This window comes from Pseudoduganella sp. SL102, from assembly GCF_027856995.1.
GTDB classification, from domain to species: Bacteria; Pseudomonadota; Gammaproteobacteria; order Burkholderiales; family Burkholderiaceae_D; genus Rugamonas; species Rugamonas albidiflava.
Genome location: NZ_CP115554.1, coordinates 1,490,444 through 1,515,670, shown reverse-complemented (window position 1 = coordinate 1,515,670; position 25,227 = coordinate 1,490,444). Strand labels below are relative to the sequence as shown.

General features: G+C 64.7%; 24 protein-coding genes and 3 pseudogenes. 10 read left to right on the top strand and 17 right to left on the bottom strand.

What is annotated here, in order from left to right:
* Nucleotides 1-3: 3 nt before the first annotated feature.
* The 4 genes from OU994_RS06495 (at nucleotide 4) to OU994_RS06480 (ending at nucleotide 4,998) form a co-directional block, all read left to right on the top strand.
* Entirely contained in the window at nucleotides 4-1,134 is a 1,131-nt protein-coding gene (locus OU994_RS06495; protein WP_281610082.1) for an ABC transporter permease, read from the top strand.
* 7 nt (nucleotides 1,135-1,141) lie between these two features.
* Nucleotides 1,142-2,602, top strand: coding sequence for an efflux transporter outer membrane subunit (locus OU994_RS06490; protein WP_281610081.1), 1,461 nt, complete (start codon nucleotides 1,142-1,144; stop codon nucleotides 2,600-2,602).
* Nucleotides 2,603-2,791: 189 nt separating this feature from the next.
* Nucleotides 2,792-4,126, top strand: coding sequence for a hemolysin family protein (locus OU994_RS06485; protein WP_281610080.1), 1,335 nt, complete (start codon nucleotides 2,792-2,794; stop codon nucleotides 4,124-4,126).
* 122 nt (nucleotides 4,127-4,248) lie between these two features.
* Entirely contained in the window at nucleotides 4,249-4,998 is a 750-nt protein-coding gene (locus OU994_RS06480; RefSeq protein WP_281610079.1) for a hypothetical protein, read from the top strand.
* Between the two features lie 252 nt (nucleotides 4,999-5,250).
* Here OU994_RS06480 and OU994_RS06475 read toward each other — a convergent pair whose 3' ends face one another.
* From OU994_RS06475 to OU994_RS06450, 6 genes are all read right to left on the bottom strand, one after another.
* On the bottom strand, nucleotides 5,251-6,333 hold the full coding sequence (locus OU994_RS06475) for an AI-2E family transporter (RefSeq protein WP_281610078.1): 1,083 nt from the start codon (nucleotides 6,331-6,333) through the stop codon (nucleotides 5,251-5,253).
* Nucleotides 6,334-6,537: 204 nt separating this feature from the next.
* Complete coding sequence (locus tag OU994_RS06470; RefSeq protein ID WP_281610077.1) at nucleotides 6,538-7,113, bottom strand: SCO family protein; 576 nt, start codon at nucleotides 7,111-7,113, stop codon at nucleotides 6,538-6,540.
* 1 nt (nucleotide 7,114) lies between these two features.
* Complete coding sequence (gene cyoE, locus OU994_RS06465) at nucleotides 7,115-8,011, bottom strand: heme o synthase (protein WP_281610076.1); 897 nt, start codon at nucleotides 8,009-8,011, stop codon at nucleotides 7,115-7,117.
* The gene (locus OU994_RS06460) at nucleotides 8,008-9,117 is read right to left on the bottom strand and encodes a heme A synthase (protein ID WP_281610075.1); all 1,110 of its coding nucleotides are present in this window, start codon (nucleotides 9,115-9,117) and stop codon (nucleotides 8,008-8,010) included. Before OU994_RS06460 ends, cyoE begins: the two co-directional genes overlap by 4 nt.
* 25 nt (nucleotides 9,118-9,142) lie before the next feature.
* Complete coding sequence (locus tag OU994_RS06455; protein ID WP_373922558.1) at nucleotides 9,143-9,766, bottom strand: SCO family protein; 624 nt, start codon at nucleotides 9,764-9,766, stop codon at nucleotides 9,143-9,145.
* Complete coding sequence (locus tag OU994_RS06450; protein ID WP_281610073.1) at nucleotides 9,714-10,505, bottom strand: SURF1 family protein; 792 nt, start codon at nucleotides 10,503-10,505, stop codon at nucleotides 9,714-9,716. The genes OU994_RS06455 and OU994_RS06450 overlap by 53 nt, the downstream gene beginning before the upstream one ends.
* A gap of 36 nt (nucleotides 10,506-10,541) precedes the next feature.
* On the opposite strand from OU994_RS06450, the gene OU994_RS06445 reads away from it, so the two are divergent.
* Nucleotides 10,542-10,742, top strand: coding sequence for a twin transmembrane helix small protein (locus OU994_RS06445; protein WP_131147642.1), 201 nt, complete (start codon nucleotides 10,542-10,544; stop codon nucleotides 10,740-10,742).
* A gap of 107 nt (nucleotides 10,743-10,849) precedes the next feature.
* On the opposite strand, the gene OU994_RS06440 is transcribed toward OU994_RS06445, so the two are convergent.
* From OU994_RS06440 to OU994_RS06410, 7 genes are all read right to left on the bottom strand, one after another.
* The gene (locus OU994_RS06440) at nucleotides 10,850-11,710 is read right to left on the bottom strand and encodes a cytochrome c oxidase subunit 3 (RefSeq protein ID WP_281610072.1); all 861 of its coding nucleotides are present in this window, start codon (nucleotides 11,708-11,710) and stop codon (nucleotides 10,850-10,852) included.
* A 132-nt stretch (nucleotides 11,711-11,842) separates the two neighbouring features.
* Complete coding sequence (locus OU994_RS06435; RefSeq protein ID WP_131147644.1) at nucleotides 11,843-12,043, bottom strand: DUF2970 domain-containing protein; 201 nt, start codon at nucleotides 12,041-12,043, stop codon at nucleotides 11,843-11,845.
* The gene (locus OU994_RS06430) at nucleotides 12,040-12,615 is read right to left on the bottom strand and encodes a cytochrome c oxidase assembly protein (RefSeq protein ID WP_281610071.1); all 576 of its coding nucleotides are present in this window, start codon (nucleotides 12,613-12,615) and stop codon (nucleotides 12,040-12,042) included. The genes OU994_RS06435 and OU994_RS06430 overlap by 4 nt, the downstream gene beginning before the upstream one ends.
* Before the next feature lie 4 nt (nucleotides 12,616-12,619).
* Complete coding sequence (locus OU994_RS06425) at nucleotides 12,620-12,721, bottom strand: cytochrome oxidase small assembly protein (RefSeq protein ID WP_218943719.1); 102 nt, start codon at nucleotides 12,719-12,721, stop codon at nucleotides 12,620-12,622.
* Nucleotides 12,722-12,735: 14 nt separating this feature from the next.
* Nucleotides 12,736-14,358 carry a cytochrome c oxidase subunit I gene (gene ctaD, locus OU994_RS06420; protein ID WP_281610070.1) on the bottom strand — a complete coding sequence of 541 codons (1,623 nt, stop codon included), beginning with the start codon at nucleotides 14,356-14,358 and terminating at the stop codon, nucleotides 12,736-12,738.
* Nucleotides 14,359-14,372: 14 nt separating this feature from the next.
* The gene (gene coxB, locus OU994_RS06415; protein ID WP_131147647.1) at nucleotides 14,373-15,596 is read right to left on the bottom strand and encodes a cytochrome c oxidase subunit II; all 1,224 of its coding nucleotides are present in this window, start codon (nucleotides 15,594-15,596) and stop codon (nucleotides 14,373-14,375) included.
* A gap of 311 nt (nucleotides 15,597-15,907) precedes the next feature.
* Entirely contained in the window at nucleotides 15,908-16,816 is a 909-nt protein-coding gene (locus OU994_RS06410; RefSeq protein WP_281611591.1) for a methyltransferase domain-containing protein, read from the bottom strand.
* 76 nt (nucleotides 16,817-16,892) lie between these two features.
* Between OU994_RS06410 and OU994_RS06405 the strand changes: the two genes are divergently transcribed.
* From OU994_RS06405 to OU994_RS06390, 4 genes and pseudogenes are all read left to right on the top strand, one after another.
* Nucleotides 16,893-17,600 (top strand): ComF family protein, encoded by a 708-nt coding sequence (locus tag OU994_RS06405; RefSeq protein ID WP_281610069.1) that lies wholly within the window; start codon nucleotides 16,893-16,895, stop codon nucleotides 17,598-17,600.
* Nucleotides 17,601-17,614: 14 nt separating this feature from the next.
* Nucleotides 17,615-18,085: a tRNA (uridine(34)/cytosine(34)/5-carboxymethylaminomethyluridine(34)-2'-O)-methyltransferase TrmL gene (trmL, locus tag OU994_RS06400; RefSeq protein ID WP_281610068.1), complete on the top strand. Its 471-nt coding sequence runs from the start codon at nucleotides 17,615-17,617 to the stop codon at nucleotides 18,083-18,085.
* Between the two features lie 94 nt (nucleotides 18,086-18,179).
* Nucleotides 18,180-18,482, top strand: a complete 303-nt coding sequence (locus OU994_RS06395; RefSeq protein ID WP_131147651.1) for a helix-turn-helix transcriptional regulator — start codon at nucleotides 18,180-18,182, stop codon at nucleotides 18,480-18,482.
* A gap of 62 nt (nucleotides 18,483-18,544) precedes the next feature.
* Nucleotides 18,545-18,721, top strand: a pseudogene (locus OU994_RS06390) (NADPH:quinone oxidoreductase); the annotation flags it as partial.
* A 172-nt stretch (nucleotides 18,722-18,893) separates the two neighbouring features.
* Here the strand turns inward: OU994_RS06390 and OU994_RS06385 are convergent.
* A pseudogene (locus tag OU994_RS06385) lies at nucleotides 18,894-20,321 on the bottom strand (IS1182 family transposase); the annotation flags it as partial.
* Nucleotides 20,322-20,404: 83 nt separating this feature from the next.
* Here OU994_RS06385 and OU994_RS06380 point away from each other — a divergent pair.
* A pseudogene (locus OU994_RS06380) lies at nucleotides 20,405-21,220 on the top strand (zinc-binding dehydrogenase); the annotation flags it as partial.
* A gap of 67 nt (nucleotides 21,221-21,287) precedes the next feature.
* Here the strand turns inward: OU994_RS06380 and OU994_RS06375 are convergent.
* The 3 genes from OU994_RS06375 to OU994_RS06365 all read right to left on the bottom strand — a co-directional run bounded on the left by OU994_RS06375 (nucleotide 21,288) and on the right by OU994_RS06365 (nucleotide 25,180).
* Nucleotides 21,288-22,238: an alginate export family protein gene (locus OU994_RS06375; RefSeq protein WP_281610067.1), complete on the bottom strand. Its 951-nt coding sequence runs from the start codon at nucleotides 22,236-22,238 to the stop codon at nucleotides 21,288-21,290.
* Between the two features lie 9 nt (nucleotides 22,239-22,247).
* Nucleotides 22,248-24,056 (bottom strand): amidohydrolase, encoded by a 1,809-nt coding sequence (locus OU994_RS06370; protein ID WP_281610066.1) that lies wholly within the window; start codon nucleotides 24,054-24,056, stop codon nucleotides 22,248-22,250.
* A 227-nt stretch (nucleotides 24,057-24,283) separates the two neighbouring features.
* Nucleotides 24,284-25,180: a LysR family transcriptional regulator gene (locus tag OU994_RS06365; protein ID WP_281610065.1), complete on the bottom strand. Its 897-nt coding sequence runs from the start codon at nucleotides 25,178-25,180 to the stop codon at nucleotides 24,284-24,286.
* Nucleotides 25,181-25,227 lie beyond the last annotated feature (47 nt).

Here is a 25,227-nt window from a genome sequence, read left to right as displayed (position 1 = left end):
GCCATGCACGACACGCTTGCCGACCTGTGGTTCCGCTTGCTGAACCTGTGCCGCAAGGAGTTCCTGGCGGTGCTGAAGGACCCGAAGAGCAGGACCATCCTGGTCATGCCGGCGCTGGTGCAAAGCCTCCTGTTCGGCTACGCCGCTACCTACGACCTGAACGACGTGCCCTATGCGCTGGTGGACGACAGCCGCAGCGCCGCCTCCGCGCAACTGGCCGCCAAGCTCGATGGCACGGGCGTGTTCCGGCGGGTCGCCACCGCGAACACGCCGGCGGCCGAGCGCCACCTGGTCGACACGCAGCAGGTGCTGCTGGTGCTGCATATCCCGCGCGACTTCGAGCGGCGCCTGCATGCGGGCGAGCAGGTGCCGGTGCAGCTGATCCTCGACGGACGCAATTCCAACACGGCCGGATCGGCCGCCAGCCATGTCGCCGCGGTGGTCGCCGACTTCAACCGCCAGTGGCGCGAGCGGCACGGCGGCGGCGGTGCGCCGCTCGAGGTGGCGGTGCGCGCCTGGTTCAACCCGAACCTGGAAACCCGCTGGAACCTGATGCCCGGCCTGATCGCCTCGCTCAGCATGCTGCAGACGCTGCTGCTGACGGCGCTGTCCGTGGCCCGCGAGCGCGAGCAGGGCACGTTCGACCAGTTGCTGGTGACGCCGATGACGCCGGCCGAGATCATGCTCGGCAAGGCGCTGCCGCCGGTCTGCATCGGCCTGCTGCAATCGACGCTGATCCTGCTCGTCACGCGCTTCTGGTTCGAGGTGCCCATGGCCGGCTCGGTGGTGTCGCTGTACGCCGCGCTGGCGCTGTTCACAGTGGCCTGCGTGGGCATCGGGCTGGCCATATCGGCCGTCGCCGCGAGCATGCAGCAGGCCATGCTGTATACCTTCGTGCTGGTGATGCCGCTGATGCTGCTGTCCGGCCTGACGACGCCGGTGCGCAACATGCCGGCCCTGATGCAGACGCTGACATGGGCCAATCCCCTGCGCTTCGCGATCGACATGGTGCAGCGCATCTATCTCGAAGGAGCGGGGCTGGCCGCGGTGCGGCACGACATGGTGCCCCTGCTCGTCATCGCCGCCATCACGCTGCCGTACGCCGCCTGGCTGTTCCGGCACCGCCTCGTGTGAGACCACCATGAAGACACCATCGATCCTTCTTTCAGCGCTCCTGCTGGCCGGCTGCGCCGGCGTCGGGCCGCAGTATTCGCGCCCCGCCACTGCCGTGCCGGATGACTGGCAGCACTGGCACGGCGGCAGCGCGCAGTTGCGCGAGACCGGCATCGCCGCCGGCCAGGCCTACGCCCGCTTCGACGATCCGGTCCTGCGCCAGTTGCTGCACCGGGCCGCGCAGGCCAACCACGACGTGCGCGCGGCGGCACTGCGGTTCGCGCAAAGCCGCGTGCAGCGCGATGTGGCGGCCGCCGCGGGCAGGCCGCGCCTCGACGCGCAGGCCGGCGTGGCACGCCAGCGCCAGAGCGAGACCGGCGCGGCGACCAGGATGCTCGACGCGCTGGCGCCGGCGGCGGAGCGCGACCGTCTCACCGGTATCCTGGCCGGCCCGTTCGGCCTGTGGCAGGCGGGCTTCGATGCCAGCTGGGAGCCCGACCTGTGGGGACGGGTGCGCCACTCGGTGGAGGCCGCGGAGGCGGATGCCGCGCAAGCCGCGGCGCTGCAGTGGCAGGTGCGGCTCGCCATTGCCGTCGAAGTGGCGCGCAATTATTACGAGGTGCGCACCGCGCGGGCCCAGTTGCAGCTGGCCCGCGCGGACCTGGCGGCCGGCGAGGAGCTGCTGCAGCTGGCCCGGCTGCGCAGCGGCAACGGCCTCGCCACGGACTTCGATGTCGCGCGCCAGGAAGCGCAGCTGGCCGAACAGCGCGGCACCCTTCCCGGCCTGCTGGAACAGGAGGCGCAGGCCGAGAACCGCCTGACACTGCTGCTCGACAGGCCGCCCGGCGCCGTGCGCGACATGGTACCGATGCCTGACGACGTCACGCCGTTGGGACCCGCACCCGACCTGGCGCTGGGCGTGCCCGGCGAACTGCTGGCGCGGCGCCCGGATATCGCCGCCGCCGAAGCCGCGTTGCGCGCCGCCACCGCGCGGATCGGCATCGCGCGGGCCGGGCTGTATCCACGCATCACGCTGGGCCTGTCGTTCGGCGCCGAATCGGTGGCGGCGGGCCGTTTCGGCGAATGGGGCAGCCGGCAGTGGTCGGTCGGCCCCGGCCTGTCGCTGCCATTGTTCGACGGCGGCGTGCGGCGCGCCACGGTCACGCTGCGCGAACTGGACCAGCAGGAAGCGGCCGTGGCATGGCACCAGGCCGTGCTGCGCGCCTGGCACGAGGCGGACGATGCGTTGTCGGCCTATGCGGCCGAACGCGCGCGGCGCGAATCGGCCAGCCAGCGCGAGCAAGCCGCGCGTACCGCGCTGGAGCTGGCTACCGTGCGTTATCGCCAGGGCCTGTCGGATGCCTTGCCGCTGCTGGATGCCCAGCGCACGCTGCTGGCGGCGCGGCGCGACCGGGTGCGCAGCGAAGCGGCGCTGGCCGTGCGGCTGCTGGCGATCTGCAAGGCGACCGGAGTGATGCCGCAAGCCTGAGCGGACATCGGCGGGCCTGGGCGGGCTTCTGTGCGTATCCGCGGCATTGCCGGGGGCTGCTGGACTGAAAATTGCGCTGGGGTAGCGGCGGGTCGGCTAAGATGTGCGTTTTAACTACCCGCTTCGAAGCATTTCGCACCACCGCCGCGCCACGCCGCGCCGTGACGAAAGCACCTCGAAGTGTGCCCTATGCATAATCTATTGCTGGTCCTGTTCGCACTGCTCCTCGTTGCACTGAACGGTTTTTTCGTTGCCGCCGAATTCGGTATCGTGACCTTGCGCCGCACCCGCGTGCGCGCCATCGCGAAAACGCAGGGCCTGCGGGGCCGCATCCTTGAAAAAGTCCATGGCCAGCTCGATGCCTACCTGTCGGCCTGCCAGCTGGGCATCACGCTGGCCTCGCTGGGCCTGGGCTGGATCGGCGAACCCGCCTTCGCCGGCCTGCTGGAACCCGTGCTGACCGCCGTCGGCGTCACCTCTCCCGAAATCCTGCACGGCATCTCGTTCGTGTTCGCCTTCGTCACGATCTCCTTCCTGCACATCGTGGTCGGCGAACTGGCGCCGAAATCGCTGGCGATCCGCGTGCCCGAAGCGGTGGCGGTCTGGTGCGCGGTGCCGCTGTACGGCTTCTACTGGATGATGTACCCGGCCATCTGGGTGCTGAACAAGAGCGCCAACATGGTGCTGCACCTGGCCGGCCTGCGCGGCACGGGCGGCCACGAATCGCATTACTCGACCGAGGAGCTGAAGCTGATCCTGCGCACCAGCAAACCGGGCGAGCAGTTCGACAAGGACGAGCGCAACATCCTGGCCAACACGCTGGATTTCTCGCAGCTGCGCGTGTCGGACCTGATGCGGCCTATCAACGAGGTAATCGCGCTGCACGCTTCGCGCACGCTGGAGGCGAACCTGGAAACCGTGGTGCGCAACCGTTTTTCGCGCTACCCGTATTTCGACGACGACGAATCGGTGCTCGGCATCGTGCACCTGAAGGACCTGTTCTTCGCGCAGCAGAGCGGCAAGCCGATCAAGTCGTTCACGCCCTTCCTGCGGCCGGTCGAGACGATTTCCGCGCGCACGCTGGCGATCGACCTGTTCCGCCGCTTCCGCGAAGGAGCGCCGCACTTCGCGCTGATCGGCGAAAAAGGCAAGCGGCCGGTGGGCTTCCTGACGCTGGATAACCTGCTGGGAGCGATGGTCGGCGAAATCCACGACGAGTTCCGCCTGAACGAAAACGACTGGCTGCGCGGCGACGACGGTTCGCTGATCGGCAAGGCCAGCCTGCCGATCTTCTCGCTGGAACGGGTGCTGGGCATCGACATCGAGAACGAGGAGCTGGGCCTGGACGAGGTGGAATCCGTGGGTGGCCTGATCATGCTGAAGCTGGGCGACATCCCGAAACAGGGCCAGCGGGTCAGTTTCAACGCGTTCGACATCGTGGTGCGCAAGATGAACGGCCCGCGCATCCTGCTGGTGAAGGTGATCCCGCGCGTGCCGCGCACCGCCGAGGACGAGCAGGACTGACGCCGGAGCGGCCGGCGGCGCCTTCGCCGGCCCCTCTCTCCTGCCATCCTCCTGTTATCTTCTTGTTATCTTCCGTCTTAATTTCCCTATAATCGGGTCTTTCACACCCGTGGAGGACCCGAATGCCGCGTTTCCGATCGACCCTGCTCGCCGCCGTGCTGCTGGCCGCCACCACGCTGGCCGGCGCCGCGCCTCAATACGTTGAAGTCGGCACCGCGCTGCCCCGCTTCCACCTGCTGAAGGAAGGCAGCCACCGCTACCTGCGCTACCTGCGTTCCACCGAGGGCAACCTGGCGGTCGACATCTGGCAGCGCGACATCCATTTCGACGGCAAGCGCATGCAGATCCGCCAGCGCTGGGATGCGGTGGGCAAGGCGCCTTCCGTGAAGCGGCTCGAATCCACCTTCGAGACCGCCACGTTCCGGCCGCTGACGCATGTGCGCATCACCGAGAAGGATGGCAGGAAGACCGTCGAGGGCTTCACGTTCGCGGCCGACCGGATCACCGGCATGGCGGAGCTGCAGGACAATGCGCAGAAAAACCTGGCGGTGGAATCGAAGGAGCCGGCGTTCAACTTCGAAACCGACATGGAACTGCTGCAGGCGCTGCCGCTGGCCGACGGCTACGAGGCGCAGCTGGTGTTCTACCACGCCGGCGGCTCTGCCGCCCCTGCGCGCTACAGCTTCAGGGTCGCCGGCAGCGAAGCCATCGCCGGCCCCGCCGGCCCCGTCGACTGCTGGATCGTCACCACCGACTACAACCAGCCTGGCAGCGTGTCGAAGTTCTGGTACGCCAAGGGCACGCAGCTGATGGTCCGGCAGGAAAGCACCCTGCCCGACGGCCGCACGCTGGTGAAGACCCTGCTGAACTGACCCGGCAGCGCAGACGCGCTTTCCCCCACGGCGTGCCCCTCAAAACCGGTGACAGGCTCCGATTATTTTCGAAACCGGTGACAGGCTCCGAATTAATTTCGAAACAGTTCCGAAACATTCTCGAAATCGGAGCCTGTCACCGGTTTCTTTCGAAATCGGAGCCTGTCACCGGTTTTTTTTCGAAACATCGCTCGAAATCGGAGCCTGTGACCGGTTTTAAATGGTGACTGTCACCGTTTTTTTTTGCAACTTCTAAGGGGCGGCTTCGCCTTGCTCGTGGCCGGGGCGGTGCGGGGTGACGGGGTTGACGTTGGTCCAGTTGCGCAGCAGTCCCAGGGCCACGGCGAGCAGGGTCGGGCCGATGAACAGGCCGACGAAGCCGAAGGCGATCACGCCGCCCAGCACGCCCAGCAGCACGAGCAGGAACGGCAGGCTGGAGCCGCGGCTGATCAGCACGGGCTTGACGACGTTGTCGACGCCGCTGATCAGGAACACGCCCCACACGGCCATGAAGATGGCCCAGCCCGTGCTGCCCTGGTAGAACAGCCAGATCGCGGCGCCGCCCCAGATCAGCGGCGGTCCCACGGGGATCAGCGAAAACAGGAACGTGGCCACGGCCAGCAGCGCGACGGCCGGCACGCCGGCGATCATGAAGCCGACGGCGGCAACGAAGGCCTGCGCCAGCGCGGTACCCAGCAAGCCGTACATCACGCCGCGCACGGTGCGGCTGACGGTATCGGCCACGTCGGGCGCATGCTCGCCCATGATCTTGTCCATGCCGATCGACAGGGCCTTCAGCAGCGTATGGCCGTCTCGGTACAGGAAGAAGCTGACGAAGGCCGCCAGGCTCACCTGCGCCACGCCGCTGCCCAGCACGAGGCCACCGCCCAGCAGGAAGTGCCGGGCCGGCTCCACCAGTCGCTTGGCGGTGTCGATCAGCTGCTCGCGGCTGCTGATCAGGTTTTGCAGGTAGTTGTAGACGGTCTCGCCGACGATGGGGATGCCGCGCAGCCAGTCCGGCGCCACCATCGTGCCGGAAGCCAGCGCATCGCGCAGCGCGCGGTAGACGTTGCCGGCATTGTCGGCCACGTTCCAGGTCACCAGGGCCAGCGGCAGGATGATCACGAGCACCAGCGACACCGTCATCACGGTGGCGGCCAGCGTGCGGTGGCCGTTCATGCGGTTCAGGAGGCGCAGGTAAAGCTGCCAGCTGGAGATCGTGATCGCGCAGGCGAACAGCACGGCCGGCAGGAAGGGCCGCAGCACCCACAGGCAGCCGACCACGAGGAAGACAATCGCCGCGAGGCGGGTATAGGGTTGAAAGCGCTTTTCCATGCGGCGGCATCCTCCAGGGTTGCCCGGCAGATGGGGGCGCCCTGCAAAGGATGCAAGGTTAGCAGGAAGGCAGCATCAGGAAAGCCGCTTCAGGAGGGCAGCATAAGAAGAGCGGCACAAGGAGAGCGGCAAAAGGAGAGCGGCAAAAGGAGAGCGGCATAAGGAGGACGGCACCGCGCCCCCCTTCGTGTACCGCGGCGGCAATCAGGACAGCAACTGCTTCAGGTCGTGCACCACCGGCTGGGCGCCCTGCGCGTGCCGCAGGAACAGGCGCACCCTGCCCTGCTTGTCGAACACGTAGCTGCCGGCGGTGTGATCGATCGAGTACTGGGCCGGGTCCTTGCCCGGCACCTTTTTGTAGAACACCTTGAACTCCTTGGCGGTCTGCGCGATCTCGGCCGGCGTGCCGTACAGGCCCAGGAAGCCCGGGTCGAATGCCGGCACGTACTGCTTGAGCAGTTCGGGCGTGTCGCGCTCCGGGTCCAGCGTGACGAACAGCACCTGCACATCCTTCGCCTGCGGGCCCAGCTCCTTCATCACGGCGGCCATTTCCGCCATCGTGGTCGGGCACACGTCCGGGCACTGCGTGAAGCCGAAGAACATCACCACCACCTTGCCCTTGTAGCTTTCCAGCGTGACCGGCTTGCCGTTATGGTCCTTCAGCGAGAAGCCCTTGGCGTAGTCGATGCCCGTGATGTCGGTATTCACGAAGCTGGCACGCTTCTCGGAACAGGCGACCAGGGTGGCCAGGAGGAACAGCACCGCGAGCAGTTTTTTCATGTCAGGTGATCCGGATATAGTGATCGAGCAGCAGCGCGCCGAACAGCAGCGCCAGGTAGAGGATCGAGAACGCAAAGGCCTTGCGCGCCAGCAGGTCGCTGTAGTTGCGCCAGATGCGCCAGCCATACCACAGGAAGACCGCATCGAGCACGATGGCGCTGGCCAGGTAGATCAGGCCGCTCATGCCGACCGCGAACGGCAGCAGCGTCGTCGCGGCAAGCGCGATCGAGTACAGGAAGACGTGGAACTGCGTGAATGCCATGCCGTGCGTGACGGGCAGCATCGGCAGGCCCGATTTCGCGTAATCGTCGCGGCGGTACAGCGCGAGCGCCCAGAAATGCGGCGGCGTCCACAGGAAGATGATCAGCACCAGCAGCCAGGCCTGCATGGGCACCTCGTTGGCGATGGCGGCCCAGCCCAGCGCCGGCGGCATCGCGCCGGACAGGCCGCCGATGACGATGTTCTGCGGCGTGGCCGGCTTCAGGATCATCGTGTAGATGACGGCATAGCCGACGAAGGTGACGAAGGTCAGCCACATCGTCAGCGGGTTCACCAGCGCGTACAGGATCCACATGCCGGCGCCGCCGATGATGCTGGAGAAGACCATCGTCTGGGTCGGCGTGATTTCGCCGCGCGCCATCGGGCGGCGCGCGGTGCGCGCCATGCGCGCGTCGATCTCGCGCTCGGCCAGGCAGTTGACGGCGAACGCCGCGCCGGCCAGCAGCCAGATGCCGATCGTGGCGGCCACCACCACGCGCCAGTCCGGCAAGCCGTCGGTGGCGAGGAACATGCCGATCACCGCGCAGAACACGGCCAGCTGCGTGACGCGGGGCTTCGTCAGCGCCCAATACTGGGCGATGCGGCTGGTCTGGCGGTGGGCTGCGGCTTGAGCGGTCATGGAGTGGGGGTCGAAAAACTGGCCCGATAGTTTACCATGGTCAGGAAAAGCACGAGGAGAGCGGCGCCGGCGTTATGCAGCACGGCGATTGTCAGCGGGAAGTTCAGGTAGATCGTCGCCACGCCGGTGAGCAATTGCAGCACCAGCACGATGGCGATGCCGAGCGCCGGCTTGCGCAGCGCCGGCACGCGCCACGCCCGCCAGCACGTATAGCCCAGCACCAGGAAGACCACCAGCGCGAAATTGCGGTGCACCCAGTGGATCGCCGTCAGCGCGGAGAACGGCAGGTAATGGCCGGCCCTGGTCTTGCCCAGTTCGCGCCACAGGTGGAAGCCGTGCTCGAAATCCATCTCGGGTATCACCTTGCCGCCGCCGCACAGCGGAAACTCCATGCACGCCAGCGTCGCGTAATTGGTGCTGACCCAGCCGCCCAGGAACAGCTGCACGAATACCACCACGCCGGACAGCGCGGCCAGGCGGCGGATGGTGCGCAGCGTGGGGGCCGGCACGCCGGCCGGACCGAACGGCGTCATCGCATGGTCCTGCCGGCCGCCGAACCAGGCCAGCAGCGCCAGCAGGCCCATGCCCAGCAGCAGGTGGATGGTGACGATGACCGGCTGCAGCTTCAGCGTGACGGTCCAGGCGCCGAACGCGCCCTGCAGGCAGACGAAGAAGAACAGCAAGGTGGGGTAGCCCGGATGGTAGCCGGCCTTGCGCTCGCGGCGCCAGCGGTACCAGGCCACCGCCATCATCGCCATGATCAGCACGCCGATGGCCATCGCGAAATAGCGGTGGATCATCTCGACCCAGGCCTTGAACATCGTCACCGGGCCGGTCGGCATCAGCGCCTCGGCGGCGCGGATTTCCTCGTGCGCCAGGAAGGGGTTGGCCAGGCCGTAGCAGCCCGGCCAGTCCGGGCATCCCAGGCCCGAGTCGGTCAGCCGGGTGAACGCGCCGAACACGATCAGGTCGAAGGTGATGAACACGCTGATCCATACCAGCTTGCGGTACTTGTTGACATCCCTTGAAATGAACACGATCGACAGCGGCAGCAGCGCGACGATCAGGGCGGTGATGGCCATCTGGGCCAGCGTGGTGTGATGCATGATGTTCCTTTGTCCGGCCGGCCGCTTATCCGATCGCCGATGCCTTCAGCAGCTTGCCGATATCCTTCTTCATCTTCGCGGGGTCCGGATTCTTCGGGAAGCGCATCATCAGGTTGCCGCGCGGGTCGATGATGTAGATGTGTTCCTGCGCGTTGCCGCCCTCCTCCACCGGCAGCCATCGATAGACGGTGTCCTTCGGTGCGCGCAGCATCCGGGTACCGTCGTTGACCCGCAGCAGTACGGTTTCCAGCGGCTGTTCGTCCGTGATCAGCCATACCCGCTCGATGCGTTCGCGTTCCCGGCCCTGCATCGTACGCAGCTGGCGCATGGTGAACAGCTGGTCCTGGCACGCCTGCTGGCAATCGGAGCCGCCGGCCTTCAGCATGATCCACTTGCCGCTCAGCGATTCCAGCGTGACCGGATCGCCGGCCAGCGTGCGCGTGGCCATCGCCGGCATCGGCACCGTGCGCGGGTCGATCAGCGTGCCGTAGTTGTTGCGCGCCGATGGCTTGAGCACATAGTAGGTGAGATAGGAGGCCAGGAGCGGCGAGGCGCACACGGCCAGCACGGCGAACAGCTTCCAGCGCCCGCGCGCCTTACTGATTGTCTTTTGTTCCACTGCGTTCCGTCCCACTGCTTTCTCCACCATTTTTTCCACTGCTGTTTCCACTGCGTTGTCCACTGATTGTTCCGCTGATGATAAAGAACAGGAAGGCCGTCAGCGCCAGCGCATACCACTGGAACGCGTAGCCACGGTGCTTGTCGACGCCCAGGTCGGGCCGCGGCCAGTCGCGCAGCAGCATGCCCTCGCTGCCGTCGGCGGAAGTCTGCTCGAGCACGAAGGGCTGCAACTGCAGGCCGCTGGCGGCCGCCACCCGCGCCACGTCGGCATTCTGCACGATCGCGCCGGCGGCCAGCGGCGGCGCCTCGCCCAGCTCCATCACGTGCCCGGCGTTCGGCTTGGCCACGCCTTCGATGGTGACGGTGCCGGAAGGCGTCGGATACGTGGCGATGCGCTGGCGGTCCACCGCGTCGCGCGGCAGCCAGCCGCGCGCCACCAGCACGTGCATGGCCGTGCCCTGGATGCGGAACGGCATCAGCACGTAGAAGCCGGCGCGGCCATCGTGGGGGCGATTGTCCAGGTACACGGGCCAGTCGGCGACGAAGGTGCCGGTGGCGGAGACGCGGCGAAATTGCGCCTGCTCGGGGGCCAGCGGCGCCGCGCCGATCACCAGGGGCGCGGCGGTGCTGCCGCCCGCCAGTTCGGCGGCCACGGCCAGTTTTTCCTCGGCGCGGCCATCCTGCCAGCGGCCCAGCGCGATGCCCAGCACCACGAGCAGCAGCGTTGCAATGAACGGCACGGTCTTAAAGCGGAAAGCGATACGCATTACAATGAAGCTCCACCCTTCCGGCCCGCAGCCACCATGAAAATTTTCGTTGCCATCGCCTTCATCCTGATTATCGGCAGCCTGGGCTCCGCCTTGTTCTACGTGATGCGCGGCAAGGGCGGCAATCCCCGCACCGTGCGCGCCCTTGCGCTGCGCGTGGGCTTCTCGATCGCGCTGTTCATCATCATCCTCGTGCTGAACCGGATGGGCTATATCCAGCCGACGGGAATCCGGTAGGAAGCACGTCGCGCCATCACAAGATTCGAAGATCGAAAGACCAAACAAAAAGCCGCAGTGACCACGCCACTGCGGCTTTGCTGTCATCAGCCGATTATAGCCCGCGCCTACAGCCAGTACACTACGACATAAAGTCCCAGCCATACCACATCGACGAAGTGCCAGTACCAGGCCGCGCCTTCGAACGCGAAGTGGTTCTCCGGCGTGAAATGCCCCTTCAGTACCCGGAACAGCACGATCGTCAGCATGATCGCCCCCATCGTCACGTGGAAACCGTGGAAGCCGGTCAGCATGAAGAACGTGGAACCGTAGATGCCGGACGTGAGCTTCAGGTTCAGGTCCTGGTAGGCGTGCATGTATTCATACACCTGGAAGCCCATGAAGACGGCGCCCAGCAGGATCGTGGCGGCCAGCCAGATGGCGCACTTGCTGCGCTTGCCGGCCTGGATGGCGTGGTGCGAGATCGTCAGCGTGACGCCGGAGGCCAGCAGCAGCGCCGTGTTGATGGTCGGGATCGGGAACGGGCCCATCGTGTTGAACGTGTCGACCACGCCCGCCGGGCCGGCGTTGCCCCACTGCGGCGAGAAGTCGGGCCAGAGCACCTTGTGGTCCAGGTCCGCCAGCCACGGCATCGAGATCACGCGCGCATAGAACAGCGCGCCGAAGAACGCACCGAAGAACATCACTTCCGAGAAGATGAACCAGGCCATCGACCAGCGGTAGGAATGGTCGATGCGCTTGCTGTACAGGCCTCCCTCGGATTCGTGGATCGCATCGCCGAACCAGCCGTACAGCACGGCCAGCATCGCGGCGATGCCGACCAGGCAGACCAGCTTGCCCCACGCGCTGTCGTTGACCCAGGCCGACGCGCCGATCATCGTCACCAGCATCGAAATCCCGGCCAGCATGGGCCAGCGGGACGGGCCGGGCACGAAGTAATACGGTGCTTGCTTCGAATTCATCTTCATCTCCTCGCGAACTTACGATCGAATATCTTGTTTAATATTTCTAATGCGATTCTTTGTTGCGGCCGTGTCTGGCTTGATGCGGTGCTTCCTGTCCCGCTCATGGCCCACTCATTGCCCCCCCTTGCACCGGACTTACTGCTGCGCCACCACGACCTTGACGATGGCGACCAGGATGCCGATGAACAGCGCCACCGCGATCAATCCGGCCACGATCACGTGGATCGGGTTCAGCTTGCCCGTGTCCTGGTCGAAATCGCTCTTGCGGCGCAAACCCACGAACGACCACAGCACCGCCTTCAGCGAATACAGGAAGGACGGCTTGCGCCCGTTCACAGCCTTGCTGTCCCGCCAGCGGCAGCGGCGCCGGCCGGCTGCGGCGACTGCGCCAGCCCGCCGATCTCGATGAACGTGTACGACAGCGTGATCGTTTTCACTTCCTTCGGCAGTTGCGGATCCAGGTAGAACATCACCGGCATCTGCCTGGCCTCGTGCGCCTGCAGGGTCTGCTGCTTGAAGCAGAAGCACTCCACTTTCTTGAAGTGCGGCGTGGCGCTTTGCGGCGCATAGCTCGGCACCGCCTGCGCATTCACCACGCGCCCCTGCGAATTGACCACTTCATACACCACCGTCACCATCTCGCCAGGGTGCACGGTCACGCTGCCTTGCGTGGGACGGAAGCGCAGCGTGCCCTGCACGTTGCTGTCCAGCTCCACGGTGATGCTGCGCGACCGGTCGACCTGGGTGTTTTCCGGCGGCGCCACCGTGCCATCCTTCTGCGTCAGCACGTTAATGCCGAGCACTTCGCAGATGTGCTTGTAGACCGGGATCAGCGCGTAGCCGAAGCCGAACATCGCCACCGCGATCACGACCAGCTTGCGCAACAGCTTGCGGTTTTCATTGTTCATCGGCTCAGCCCATCAGCCGCTTGGCGATCACGGAGATGAAGAACACCAGCGCGATCGAACCCAGGATCAGCGCCAGCCGCAGGTTGCTTTTTTTCCGGTTCGACATGGCACGTTCCCGCTTTACTTGACGGTCGGCGGCGTTTCAAAGGTGTGGAACGGCGCCGGCGACGGCACGGTCCACTCCAGGCCCTCGGCGCCTTCCCATGGCTTGGCCGGCGCGGCCTTGCCGCCACGGATCGTCGGCAGCACCACGAAGAACAGGAAGAAGGCCTGCATCAGGCCGAAGCCGAATGCGCCCACCGACACGATGGCGTTGAAGTCGGTGAACTGGGCCGGATAATCCGCATAGCGGCGCGGCATGCCGGCCAGTCCCAGGAAGTGCATCGGGAAGAAGGTGATGTTGAACGTGATCAGCGAGCCCCAGAAGTGGATCTTGCCCATCGCTTCGCTGTACATGTGGCCCGTCCACTTCGGCGCCCAGTAATAGAAGCCGGCGAACAGCGCGAACAGGGAACCGGCCACCAGCACGTAGTGGAAGTGCGCCACCACGTAGTAGGTGTCGTGCACCTGGATGTCGATCGGCGTCACGGCCAGGATCAGGCCGGTGAAGCCGCCGATCGTGAACACGAAGATGAAGCCCACCGCGAACAGCATCGGCGTCTCGAACGTCATCGACCCCTTCCACATCGTGGCGATCCAGTTGAACACCTTCACGCCGGTCGGCACCGCGATCAGCATGGTGGCGTACATGAAGAACAGCTGCGACGTGACCGGCATGCCGGTGGTGAACATGTGGTGCGCCCAGACGATGAACGACAGGATCGCGATCGACGCGGTGGCGTACACCATCGATGCGTAGCCGAACAGCGGCTTGCGGGCGAAGGCCGGGATGATCTGCGAGACGATGCCGAATGCCGGCAGGATCATGATGTACACCTCGGGGTGGCCGAAGAACCAGAAGATGTGCTGGTACATGACCGGGTCGCCGCCGCCGGCGGCGTTGAAGAACGAGGTGCCGAAGTGGCGGTCGGTCAGCGTCATGGTGATGGCGCCGGCCAGCACGGGCATCACGGCGATCAGCAGGTAGGCGGTGATCAGCCAGGTCCAGCAGAACATCGGCATCTTCATCAGGGTCATGCCGGGTGCGCGCATGTTCAGGATGGTGACGATGATGTTGATGGAACCCATGATCGACGAGGCGCCCATGATGTGCATCGCGAAGATCGCCATGTCCATGCCCGGGCCCATCTGGGTGGACAGCGGCGCATACAGCGTCCAGCCGGCGGCGGTGGCGCCGCCCGGTGCCAGGAACGAGCCGGCCAGCAGCAGCGCGGCGGGCGGCAGCAGCCAGAAGCTGAAGTTGTTCATGCGGGCGAACGCCATGTCCGACGCGCCGATCTGCAGCGGGATCATCCAGTTCGCGAAGCCCACGAAGGCCGGCATGATGGCGCCGAACACCATCACCAGGCCGTGCATCGTGGTCAGCTGGTTGAAGAACTCGGGGTGGAAGAACTGCAGGCCCGGCTGGAACAGTTCCGCGCGGATCATCAGCGCCAGCACGCCGCCGGACAGCAGCATGATGAACGAGAACCACAGGTACAGCGTACCGATATCCTTGTGGTTGGTGGCGAACAGCCAGCGGCGCAGGCCGGTCGGATGGTCATGTGCGTGGTCGTCGTGGCCATGCGCGTGGTCGTGACCGTGCGTCTGGTCATGACCGTGGTCGATCGTAGTAGTGCTCATCGTAATGCTCCTGATTACTTGCGTGCAGCCACAATTTCAGCCGGTTGAACGATGTTTTCCGCTGGCTTGTTCGACCAGTTGTTCCGCGTGTACGTGATGACGGCGGCAATGTCGGTATCCGACAGTTGCTTCCAGGCCGGCATCTCGGCCGGGTACTTGCCGGTCTTCTGGCCGTTCAGCAGCACGTGGATCTGGTCGCCCTTGCCGCCGTTGACGATGGCCGAGCCATCGAGCGGTGCGAATGCGTTCGGAACGCCCTTGCCGTTGGCCTGGTGGCACACGGCGCAGTTGGCGGCGTACACCTTTTCACCCTTGGTCTTCAGTTCGTCGATGGTCCAGGTCTTGTTCGGATCGTCCGCCAGCGCGGCCATCTCCGCCTTCTTCGTGTTGACCCACGCCGTGTACTCGGCGTCCGTGACAACCCGCACGACGATCGGCATGAACGCGTGTTCCTTGCCGCACAGTTCGGCGCAGTTGCCGCGGAACGTGCCGGTATGCTCGGACTTGAACCACGCATCGCGCACGAAGCCGGGAATCGCATCCTGCTTGACGCCGAACGCCGGGATCATCCATGCGTGGATGACGTCGGTGGCGGTGGTGACGATGCGGATCTTCTTGTTGACGGGAACCACCACCTCATTGTCGACTTCCATCAGGTAGTTTTCGCCGCGCTGTTCGGTCGCGGGCACGCCGGGGGCGCCGATCTGGGCGCGCGGGGTGGACAGGTTCGAGATGAACGAGATGCCCTCGCCTTCGCCTTTCAGGTAGTCGTAGCCCCACTTCCATTGCATGCCGGTGGCCTTGATCGTGATGTCGGCGTTCGACGTGTCCTTCATGCCGACCACGGTGCGGGTCGCAGGCAGCGCCATGCCGATGACGATCAGGAACGGCACCACCGTCCAGGCGATTTCAACGGCGGTGGATTCATGGAACGTGGCGGCCTTGTGGCCGACCGATTTGCGGTGCTTGAGGATCGAATAGAACATCACGCCGAACACGGCGACGAAGATCACCAGGCAGACGATCATCATCCAGTTGTGCAGCGTATGGATTTCGGAAGCGATCTGGGTCGCGGCGGGCTGCAGGTCGAGCTGGTTCGGCAGCGGCCCGCCCGTGCCGCCCGTGGCCGTGGTGTATGTTCCGGTTGCCGTCGCTGCCGGCGCTGCCCAGGCCGACGAGCAGGCCAACGCCGCCCATGATGCGGCCAGCAACGATGTGAGTCGCTTCGCAAGTGTCATATGTTCCCCAAAACCAACCCAAGATAGTAGAAAAAATTATTATGGCGACGACCTGCCTGTAGGGGTGGATCGTCTGGCTCTCAAACACCTTGTGCCTCCTTGTCGGAGTCACGACCATGCCACCGGCAGAGCCACCATCGCCGATGACGCGGGCTACTGAGCTTGATACTTTCGGCCTTTGCAAACGTCCGGATCTTGCTGTCCGTATGGAAAAAAGTGGCCAAAACAGTCAAGGATTATAAGCAGTAAATCTTATCGACTTCAAGGTAAATTGCGCCACGAAAAATGGTGCGTCGCGGCATGTATCGCTATCATTTTGGTGTCCGCGGCGCGAAGCGAATGATGGCTTCGCCATCCTTCGTAACGCGTGCTTCGGGCTTGAAAGCATGCCCGTAAATGACCTCGAAAGTGAGGCCGATCTTGCCGTCTGCGCGGCGCTGTTTTTGCAGTCCTGCAAGTAGCTTCTCACGGGCTGAACGGCTGAGCAAGCCTTTACGTACGGTGCTCAAGGGGTTTCCGCCCAAAGCGCGCACATCGGCCAGCAGTTTCGCCGGATCGTCGTACGTAACGGTGATTTTTTCCATGTCCATCACCGGGGTCGAGAAGCCCGCTTCGACCAGCTGGTCGCCGAAATCATGCATGTCCACGAAGGGTAGTGTATGGGGAGCAAGATCTATATCGGTAAAGGCAGAACGTACTTCCTGTAAGGAGTCCGGACCGAAGCAGGAAAACATCAGCAGGCCCTTGACGCGCAGGACGCGGCGCCATTCGGCGAACACCCGGTCCGGCTGCGGATGCCAGTGCAGCGCCAGGTTCGACCAGACCAGGTCCACGCTGGCCGCCCCCAGCGGCAAGTCGGCAAAATCGCCACAGACGAGGTCGATACCGGTCTTGGCGGGCAACAGCTTGCTGATCAGGCGGTTCAAGCCTTTCGCGCCGCCCGTGTCGACAGTGTCCAGCATCGGAAGCGAGGCGTCGAGGCCGACGATCTGCGCCGCGGCATATGCTTTCTGCAACGTTGCGAGATCGGCACCGCCGCCGCAGCCGGCATCGAGGACACGCAGCGGCGCCAGGCGCACCAGCTGCAGGCGTTCGAACATGCGGTGGGCGATTTCACGGCGCAGGAACTCGGCGTCGCGCAGGCGCCCGGGTTGGGAGAACAGGGCGCGGACCCGCTCCACATCGATGGGAGCGGACAGTTTGGGGGGACGGGCTTGCATGGGGATGTAAGGTTGAATGCGATAATGTGCGCAGTCTACATGCTTGGAGCAAATTGCGATGGCGTTGGCGATGGCGTTGGCAAAGCCCCTGGCCATGTTGCTGCCCTGCCCGTGCGTGCTGTGCGGGCAGCACGGCCGGGAAGCGCTGTGCGCTCCCTGCCGCGCGCAATTCTTCAGCCAGGCCGAGCCTCGCTGCCCGGTCTGCGCGGACCCGCTGCCGCCCGGCTGTACCGTGCTCATGTGCGGCGCATGCGTGACGCGCCGCCCTTCCTACGACGCGACCGTGGCGGCAACCGCCTATGCCCTGCCCTGGGACCGGCTGGTCCTGGAGCTGAAGTTCGGCGGCCAGCTGGCCCACGCGCGGCTGTTCGCGCAATTGCTGGCCGAGGCGGTACGTGCGCTGCCCGCGTTCACCGCTCCTGCAGTGCTGTGCCCGGTACCACTGGGCCCGGCCCGGCTGGCCGGGCGGGGCTTCAACCAGGCGCTGGAAATCGCCCGGCCACTGGGGCGCATGCTGGGTATCGCCGTGGCGCCGCGGCTGGCCGAACGGGTGCAGGAAACGTCGGCGCAGAGCAGGCTGCATGGCGGCCGGCGCCGTGCCAACGTCGCCCATGTGTTCGCGGTGCCGGACCGGGCGCTCGTGGAAGGGCGCCATATCGGCATCGTCGACGACGTGATGAGCAGCGGCCAGACCCTGGGCGAACTGGCGGCCGTGTTCAAGCGCCATGGCGCCGCGCGGGTGACGAATATCGTGTTTGCCCGCACGCCGCCCCGTCATTCTTAATCGAGGAGAAAACGTTGTTTCATGTAGTGCTGGTCAATCCAGAAATTCCGCCGAACACCGGCAACGTCATCCGCCTGTGCGCCAACACGGGCGCGCAGCTGCACCTGATCGAACCCCTGGGCTTCCCCCTCGACGATGCCAAGATGCGCCGCGCGGGGCTCGACTATCACGAGTACGCGCAAATGAAGGTGCACAAGGATTGGGATGCGTTCCTGGCCGCCGTGTCGCCCGATCCGCTGCGCATGTTCGCCATGACCACGCACGGTTCCACGCCCTTCGGCCAGCTGGCGTTCCAGCCCGGCGACGTGTTCGTGTTCGGCTCGGAGACGCGCGGCCTGGCACCGGAGTTCCGGGAGACCTTCCCTGCCCCGCAGCGTATCCGCCTGCCGATGCGGCCGGGGAACCGCAGCCTGAACCTGTCCAACACGGTGGCCGTGGTGGTCTATGAGGCGTGGCGGCAGAACGGGTACGAAGGCGGGAACTGAGCAGGAGCCTGGAGCGGGCTCTTCTGTAGCAGGCGATGGCGGCGTCTCACAAACTACAGATTGACATATCGGGAATTTTCGATATACTCGGCGCATGGACTTGCTCGAAATATTCAAGGCGCTCTCGAACCGCACCCGGCTCGATATCCTGAAACGGTTGAAGGACCCCGCCAACAACTTCCCGCCGCAGGACGAAGGGGACGTCGATACGGTCGGGGTCTGCGTCAGCAGTATCCAGGAGGGTGTCGGATTGTCGCAGTCGACGGTCTCCGACTATCTGGCAACCTTGCAAAGGGCCGGCCTGGTCGAGGCCCGGCGCATCGGCCAGTGGACCTACTACAAGCGAAACGAGGAAGCCATCAGTACCCTCGCCGATCTGATCGGCAAGGACCTGTGAAGTTTTTTTGCCTATTTATATCGAAAATTCCCGATATTCCTTTTTAACGAAATGAGGATCCCATGAAAGCTATCGCACTCGACACGTTCGGCGGCCCGGACGCATTCGTACTCCGTGACGTACCCAAACCGGTCCCTGGAGCAGGGCAAGTTCTGGTCCGGGTCCATGCCACGTCCATCAACCCCCTGGACTACCAGGTCCGGCGCGGGGACTATGCCGGGCTGGTACAGCTCCCGGCCCAGGCTGTGTAAAAACTCAGAAATGGATAGAGGTGATCAGTTTGCACCCGGCCACTGCATTTCTGCGGTTTGATGGGGCGCTACGTGAGCTGTTCCCATCTTTCGAGCTCGGCGACTGGACCAGTAGGATAACCGCTGCAAACGCACGTTGTAATGCCTGTAAAAGGGCATATGCCCTGACTGCTTCGATCATGCCATCGACACCAAGTAACGTCATCAAGCGCTTCAAGTTATAGGCGAGCACGTGCAGGCTCATCTCGGCCTTCACACGCTCAAGTCCTTTTGTCAGGAAATGCGTGGCGCCCATCCATGACTTGATCGTCCCGAAGGGATGCTCGACCGAGCAACGCCGGATTCGCATGGCGTCCGGATTTTGTTCAAGACGCTCCTGCATGTCGTCAAGCACGTCCTGGTGTTCCCAGCGCGTCACCCGGCGCTCCTGGCTCGGCGTGCACTTATCCTTGAGCGGGCAAGCCTTACAGTTCGAGCTCCAGTAGCGATGAAGCGTCATGCCCTTTTCAACGCCGGAAAATCGCCAGATCAGGGATTGGCCAGCTGGGCAGCGGTACTCGTTCTTCTCCCGATCGTAGACGAAATCGGCTTTGTCGAATCGCCCGTCGGCCTTGGCATTGGACGTCTTTGTCGCTGGCACTACTGCAGTGATGCCGGCTTGGCTGCATGCCAGGACTTCCTCGCCTTTGAAGTAGCCGCGATCAGCGATCGCAGTTAGCGTGTTGGTCCCGATTGCAGTGCGGGCCTTCTTGGCCATCCCTGACAGTTGATCGCGGTCGCTGCCGATATTGGTTACCTCGTGCTCGACGATCAGGTGGTGCTTGGCGTCGACCGCGGTCTGGACGTTGTACCCGACGATGCCCGAGCCTCGCGTCATCATTGAACGGGCATCCGGATCGGTCAGCGAGATCTGCGTTTCGCCAGTCGCTTCCAGCTTCGCTTCGATTTCCTTAAGGACAGCCATCTGCGACTTCATCGCCGCGATTCTATCGTTCAGCCGGGTGCTGCGCGCTTGTTTCGTCGCCGGTTCTTGCCTGTCAGCCGTGTCCAGGTCTGCCAGGTAACGACCGATGTTGGCCTCGATCTCTTCCATCCTGCGCTTGAGCTTGGCCTGCGTGAAATTGCGATCACTGCTGTTGACTGCCTTGAACTTGCTGCCGTCAATTGCGACCATTGCATCGGCGAACAGGTCCAGTTGCTGGCACAGTACGATGAACTGCCGGCAGACATTGCGAATCGCCTTGCCGTTGTCCTTTCGGAAGTTGGCAATCGTTTTGAAGTCCGGCGTCAGCCGCCCCGTCAGCCACATCAGTTCCACATTACGCTGCGCTTCACGCTCGAGCCGCCGGCTCGACTGAATGCGGTTGAGGTAGCCGTAGATGTAGAGCTTGAGCAGTACTGCTGGATGGTAGGACGGTCGTCCGGTCCTGGCCGGCTGCACACGCCCGAAGCCGAGTTTTCCCAAGTCGAGTTCTTCTACAAATACATCGACCACGCGAACCGGATTGTTCTCGGCCACGTAGTCGTCCAGCAGCTCAGGCAGCAACGTCCCCTGTCCTCGGTCTTCGCCTTCGATGAAACGCTTCATCTTGCACCCCGGTTGATGAGATACTCACCCAACGTTTACCGAACTGGTTTCGTTTACACTGCCGGCGTTTTTACACAGCCTGGGCCATTACCGGACACGATGTTTCCGGCGTGGTCGAAGCGATCGGACCAGGCGTCACCACTTTTGCGCCAGGCGACGAGGTCTGGTATACGCCCCAGATATTCGACGGTCCGGGCAGCTATGCCGAGTACCACGTGGCCGCCGAACACATCATCGGCAAGAAGCCCGCTGCGCTCAGTCATCTGGAAGCTGCAAGCCTGAGCCTGGTCGGAGGCACGGCATGGGAAGCGCTTGTCGTACGCGCGGCGCTTCGGGTCGGCGAAACCATCCTGGTACACGGTGGCGCAGGCGGGGTAGGCCATGTGGCGATCCAGCTCGCCAAGGCCATCGGCGCGAGGGTGATCACCACCGCGCGCGAGGCGAACTTCGCGTTCGCACGCAGCATGGGAGCCGATGTCGTCATCGACTACCGGAACGAAGACTATGTCGAGGCTGTCATGCGTGAAACGGCAGGCCGGGGTGTCGACGTCATCTTCGACACGATTGGTGGCGACACCCTGTCCCGTGCTCCCGACGCGCTCGCACAGCTGGGCCGGCTCGTCACGATCGTCGATACCGCGCAGCCACAAAACCTGATCCAGGCGTGGGGCAAGAATGCGAGTTACCACTTCGTGTTCACAAGGCAGAACCGTGGCAAGCTCGATGAACTGGGAGCACTGGTCGAACGCGGTCAACTCCGGCCCCATGTCGGGGCGGTCTATGCACTGGCTGATATTGGCCAGGCCCATGCCCGCCTCGAGAGTCCCGATAACGGCTTGCGGGGGAAGATCGCGATTGCCGTCGTTCCGTCGGCGGCCCCGGACGCTCCAGAAGCTTAGTCATCAGCGCCGCGGTGAGCGAGGCGAAGGACGCCTGAGGCGCTGGACTGCCGCAGACGTTTGCCCTTCACTGTCCGGAACGTCCGGCCAAGGCGAGCGGCGCCGGCTTGTTCAAAACCGGTATTGCACACCAGCGCTGACGAAGCTCAGGACATCGCCGGCGCCCGTCTCGCGCAGGAACGCGCCAGGCCGCGCATAGGCGATCACCGCGGTCGACGTCCAGCCCGGAGCCGAACAGGCGGGTACCGACCGACCAGCGGCGTTCGTGCGCCACGCCCTGGACGTAGCGGGCAGCCGTGTCTTCGCCATGCAGCGCGTAGACGTCCCAGGACGTGATACCGCCGGTGCGGGTGGCGTAGATGCCGCGCAGCGCCTGGGTCCTGGAACGCGCGTCATCGAGGCTGCCAGGCCGGTTCTGCCTTGGCGCCGCGGCAAAGGCATCGACACGCCAGGTCCCCCTGGCCGCATACGCGCGCACGGCATCGAAACTGCGCCGCACGTTCGGGCCCTCGCGGGCATCGATGGCGCGCCCCGATCCGAACTGCAGCTCCTGGATGCCGGCACGCACGCCGATGCTGCCTTCTCCGGTGCCGGCCGCCCGCCATTCGACGAACAGGTTGGCCGGATCGAGCCGGTTCTCGTCCACCGGGGATGGGCCCGCGGCGCGGCCCCTGGTGATCGAGCTGGCCAACTGGGCGAAGCAGCGCCAGTGCTCGCCGACGCGCAGGTCCGCAAAGACGGAGCCGCGCTGCATCAGCACACCCCACCGGTCCTGGCGTTCCAGCCCGTAGCGCGGTTTGCCGGTGTGCTCGTAACGCCAGCGCAGGTCGCCGCCGATACTCAGGCGTAGCTGGTCCGCGGCCGGGCGGTCCTTCCAGCATGCGGCGCGGTGGCCGTTCGCGTCGCACCCCTGGCGCTGGCTGCGGAAATCGTCGTCGAATCGCATCGGCATGAATTGCGCCAGCGCGGCATCGGCCGCCGGCAACAAGAGGATGCCGAGCCACGCCAGGCGCATCATCCGGTCCCCTCACCGGGCCGGGTGATAGCCACCGAAATGCCTGATCGGCGACCAGGCAGGCAGGATCGCGGGCAGCGCCGGCGAAAGCGCCTGGTAGTCCTGCGCGCCGTACACCACCCTGCCATCCATCACGGTCAGGACCGAGGCAACGGACTGGATCTGGGACTCCGGGATCGTGAAGTAATCCCTGTCCAGCAGCACGAAGTCGGCAAGGAAACCGGGGGCGATCATGCCCAGTTCCGATTCGGCGTGCATGAACCACGCCGGCGTGCGCGTGAACAGTCCCAGCGCTTCGGCGCGTGACAGGCGGTTTTCCTTGCCCAGCACTTCGGTTCCCGAAATCGCCTTCCCCGTCACCATCCAGCTGATGCCGACCCAGGGATTGAACGAAGCGGCCCGGAAGGCATCGGTGGTCATGGCCAGCGGGATGCCGCTGTCGACGAGCTCGCGCAGGCGTGGTGTCCGCAACGCCTTGTCGCGGCCGTGGGTCTTGATGAAGGCGTCGCCGTGCAGCGCCATCTTGGTGTCCAGGGCAATGCCGCCACCCAGCGCCTTCACCCTGGCGATGTTCGCGGGACTGATCGTCTCGGCATGTTCGAGGCTCCAGCGCAGGCCGGCGAGCGGCGTCTTTTCGTTCAGCTTGCCGAGCGCATCGAGGAATGGCGTGATGTTCTCGTCATAGGTGATGTGTTCGCGAAAAGGAATGCGCCGCTCCACCAGCTTTGCGACATCCCGCTCCACCAGCTCGCGCATTTTGGCCGGCTCGATGACGACCGCGGGGCGGTCGAAGTTCTCGTGATCGTGGACTTCCGCCGACAGCAACTCGCCGGCGCCCCGGTAGACATGGCCGTGCGCGAGGCGCGGGTGCAGGTTGTGCCCTGGACTGATCGGCGCCGTCTTCGTGATCGCCGTGATCTGCGCATCCACCATGTTGAAGTCCGCGCCTTCTCCCAGCTGGATGTCCACGAAGGGCATGCGGATGTTGAGGCGGTTGTCGCGGGCGAGTGCATCCACCGTGCGCACGGCCTTCGGATACCCGCGGAAGCCCGTGCCCGCATCGACGATGGAGGTGACCCCCACGCGGTTGATACTGTGGATCGTCTGGACCAGCGAGCTTACCTCTTCATCGAAGGAGAGTTGCGGGACCATGGTTTCCATGGCGACGAACTGGAAGGTGTAGCCATGCACCACGCCGGTGTACCTGCCCTGCCCGTCCTTCTCGAACTCGGTACCCGGCAACATGGGAAACTTGTCGGTGCCCACGCCGAGCGCATCCATCGCCTGCTGGTTCAGGTAGGCGCGGTTGTAGGCATACTGCACGATCAGCGGGCGGTTCGGCACCGCCTTGCGCAATTCGTCCATGGTGGGGAAGCGCTTCTCGTCGAACTGGTATGGAGACCAGCCGCCGATGACTTTCACCCAGTGGCCTTCCGGTGTCCGCCTGGCTTGCTCGCCCAGCATCTGCAGGGCGCGGCGCAGCGTCGGCACGCCCTCCCACCGCAACGAGTAGTTGTAGCCGCCCTCGTTGAGCACATGGGTGTGCGCGTCGATGATGCCCGGAATGAGCCGGCGGCCGTTCGAATCGATGACCCGCGTGCCGGCCTTCTTCAGGGCCAGCACTTCGGCATCGGTTCCCACCGCATGGATGCGGCCGTTCTTGACGGCCAGGGCGGACGCCGCCGGCTGTGCGGGATTGCCGGTGAAGATCCTGGCGTTGTGCACGATCAGGTCCGCGCCGGGCGCGTCCTGCACTTCTTGTGCATGGGTGCCGGCCAGGCCATTCGCCACCATGAATGCCATCAGTAATATCGACTTCACTGTCTCTCCCCCTTTGCTGGATGTGAAGGGACACCACGCCGTACCGGTTTGGTCGGCGACGGGAGGAAACATCCGCCAGCGCCGGCATTTCCCGAGAAAGATTGTGCTTTTCCCGGGCTCGGCGCGGTAGCGCTACCTCAAGGCGTGCTGTGTCGCGGAAGCGGGAACGCGGGCTGGCATGCGGATGGGGAAGTGCTCCGCCCGGGCGCCACGGTTCGCATCGGGAGTCAGCCGAGAGGAGCCCTGGCGATATGGGGCATGTTGTCGAAATGCTCGATCAGCAGTTCGGTCAGGATGCGTATCTTCTTTGCCGGATTCTGGCCGGGTGGCCGAACCACGTAGGCTGCCGCGGGCGGCGGTGGATAGCGGGTCATGACCGCGACGAGAGCGCCGGTACGCAGATGTTCCTGAATGAGGATGTCGGGGAGCCAGCCAATGCCGAGCCCGGCGACCGCGGCCGCCACCAGGGCTGCGCCGTTGTCGGCCTTGAAGCGCCCTTGCGGGCGCACCGTGATGGTCTTGTCGCCATCCATGAAATACCAGGCTTCCGTGCCCTGCATGAGGGCCTCGTGGTCGAGCAGTTCCTCGGGTGTCGAGGGCGCCCCGTGTGCCCTGATGTATTCCGGGCTCGCGACAGTGGCTCCATGAACCGGCCCGACACACCGCGCAATGAGGTTGGAGTCCTGGAGATAGCCGACCCGTATCGCGCAATCGTAGCCTTCCGTGATGAGATTGACGACATGGTCGCTGTAGCAGGTGTGGATTTGCAGCTGCGGATGGCGCCGGGCCATCTCCGCGAGCACGGGCGCGAAGTGTGTCGGGCCGAACGTCAGCGGGGCGGCAATGCGCAGCCGGCCACGCAGTTCGCCGGCAGGGACGATGGTCTCCTTCGCCAGGTCGATCTCGGCGCAAACCCTGGCCGCGTAATCACGAAACGTGGCACCGGCTTCCGTCAGTGCCGCGCCGCGGGTGGTGCGCGACAGCAGCTGGATGCCCAGGTCCGCTTCCAGCCGGGCGAGCCGGCGGCTGACGATCGACTTCGCTACGCCGAGCCGCAATGCTGCGGGGGAGATTCCCCCGGCATCGGCGACTTCCACGAATGTCCGTAATTCTTCGATGTCCAATCCAGTGCTCCCGATAGCGCGACACGACCTTTCCCGGAATGGTACTT

What these genes read in the sequence shown, in the direction of transcription:
- OU994_RS06495 (WP_281610082.1), top strand. Translation starts at nt 4, where the DNA reads ATGCACGACACGCTTGCCGACCTGTGGTTCCGCTTGCTGAACCTGTGC.
- OU994_RS06490 (WP_281610081.1), top strand. Translation starts at nt 1,142, where the DNA reads ATGAAGACACCATCGATCCTTCTTTCAGCGCTCCTGCTGGCCGGCTGC.
- OU994_RS06485 (WP_281610080.1), top strand. Translation starts at nt 2,792, where the DNA reads ATGCATAATCTATTGCTGGTCCTGTTCGCACTGCTCCTCGTTGCACTG.
- OU994_RS06480 (WP_281610079.1), top strand. Translation starts at nt 4,249, where the DNA reads ATGCCGCGTTTCCGATCGACCCTGCTCGCCGCCGTGCTGCTGGCCGCC.
- OU994_RS06475 (WP_281610078.1), bottom strand. Translation starts at nt 6,333, where the DNA reads ATGGAAAAGCGCTTTCAACCCTATACCCGCCTCGCGGCGATTGTCTTC.
- OU994_RS06470 (WP_281610077.1), bottom strand. Translation starts at nt 7,113, where the DNA reads ATGAAAAAACTGCTCGCGGTGCTGTTCCTCCTGGCCACCCTGGTCGCC.
- cyoE (WP_281610076.1), bottom strand. Translation starts at nt 8,011, where the DNA reads ATGACCGCTCAAGCCGCAGCCCACCGCCAGACCAGCCGCATCGCCCAG.
- OU994_RS06460 (WP_281610075.1), bottom strand. Translation starts at nt 9,117, where the DNA reads ATGCATCACACCACGCTGGCCCAGATGGCCATCACCGCCCTGATCGTC.
- OU994_RS06455 (WP_373922558.1), bottom strand. Translation starts at nt 9,766, where the DNA reads ATGGTGGAGAAAGCAGTGGGACGGAACGCAGTGGAACAAAAGACAATC.
- OU994_RS06450 (WP_281610073.1), bottom strand. Translation starts at nt 10,505, where the DNA reads ATGCGTATCGCTTTCCGCTTTAAGACCGTGCCGTTCATTGCAACGCTG.
- OU994_RS06445 (WP_131147642.1), top strand. Translation starts at nt 10,542, where the DNA reads ATGAAAATTTTCGTTGCCATCGCCTTCATCCTGATTATCGGCAGCCTG.
- OU994_RS06440 (WP_281610072.1), bottom strand. Translation starts at nt 11,710, where the DNA reads ATGAAGATGAATTCGAAGCAAGCACCGTATTACTTCGTGCCCGGCCCG.
- OU994_RS06430 (WP_281610071.1), bottom strand. Translation starts at nt 12,615, where the DNA reads ATGAACAATGAAAACCGCAAGCTGTTGCGCAAGCTGGTCGTGATCGCG.
- OU994_RS06425 (WP_218943719.1), bottom strand. Translation starts at nt 12,721, where the DNA reads ATGTCGAACCGGAAAAAAAGCAACCTGCGGCTGGCGCTGATCCTGGGT.
- ctaD (WP_281610070.1), bottom strand. Translation starts at nt 14,358, where the DNA reads ATGAGCACTACTACGATCGACCACGGTCATGACCAGACGCACGGTCAC.
- coxB (WP_131147647.1), bottom strand. Translation starts at nt 15,596, where the DNA reads ATGACACTTGCGAAGCGACTCACATCGTTGCTGGCCGCATCATGGGCG.
- OU994_RS06410 (WP_281611591.1), bottom strand. Translation starts at nt 16,816, where the DNA reads ATGCAAGCCCGTCCCCCCAAACTGTCCGCTCCCATCGATGTGGAGCGG.
- OU994_RS06395 (WP_131147651.1), top strand. Translation starts at nt 18,180, where the DNA reads ATGGACTTGCTCGAAATATTCAAGGCGCTCTCGAACCGCACCCGGCTC.
- OU994_RS06375 (WP_281610067.1), bottom strand. Translation starts at nt 22,238, where the DNA reads ATGATGCGCCTGGCGTGGCTCGGCATCCTCTTGTTGCCGGCGGCCGAT.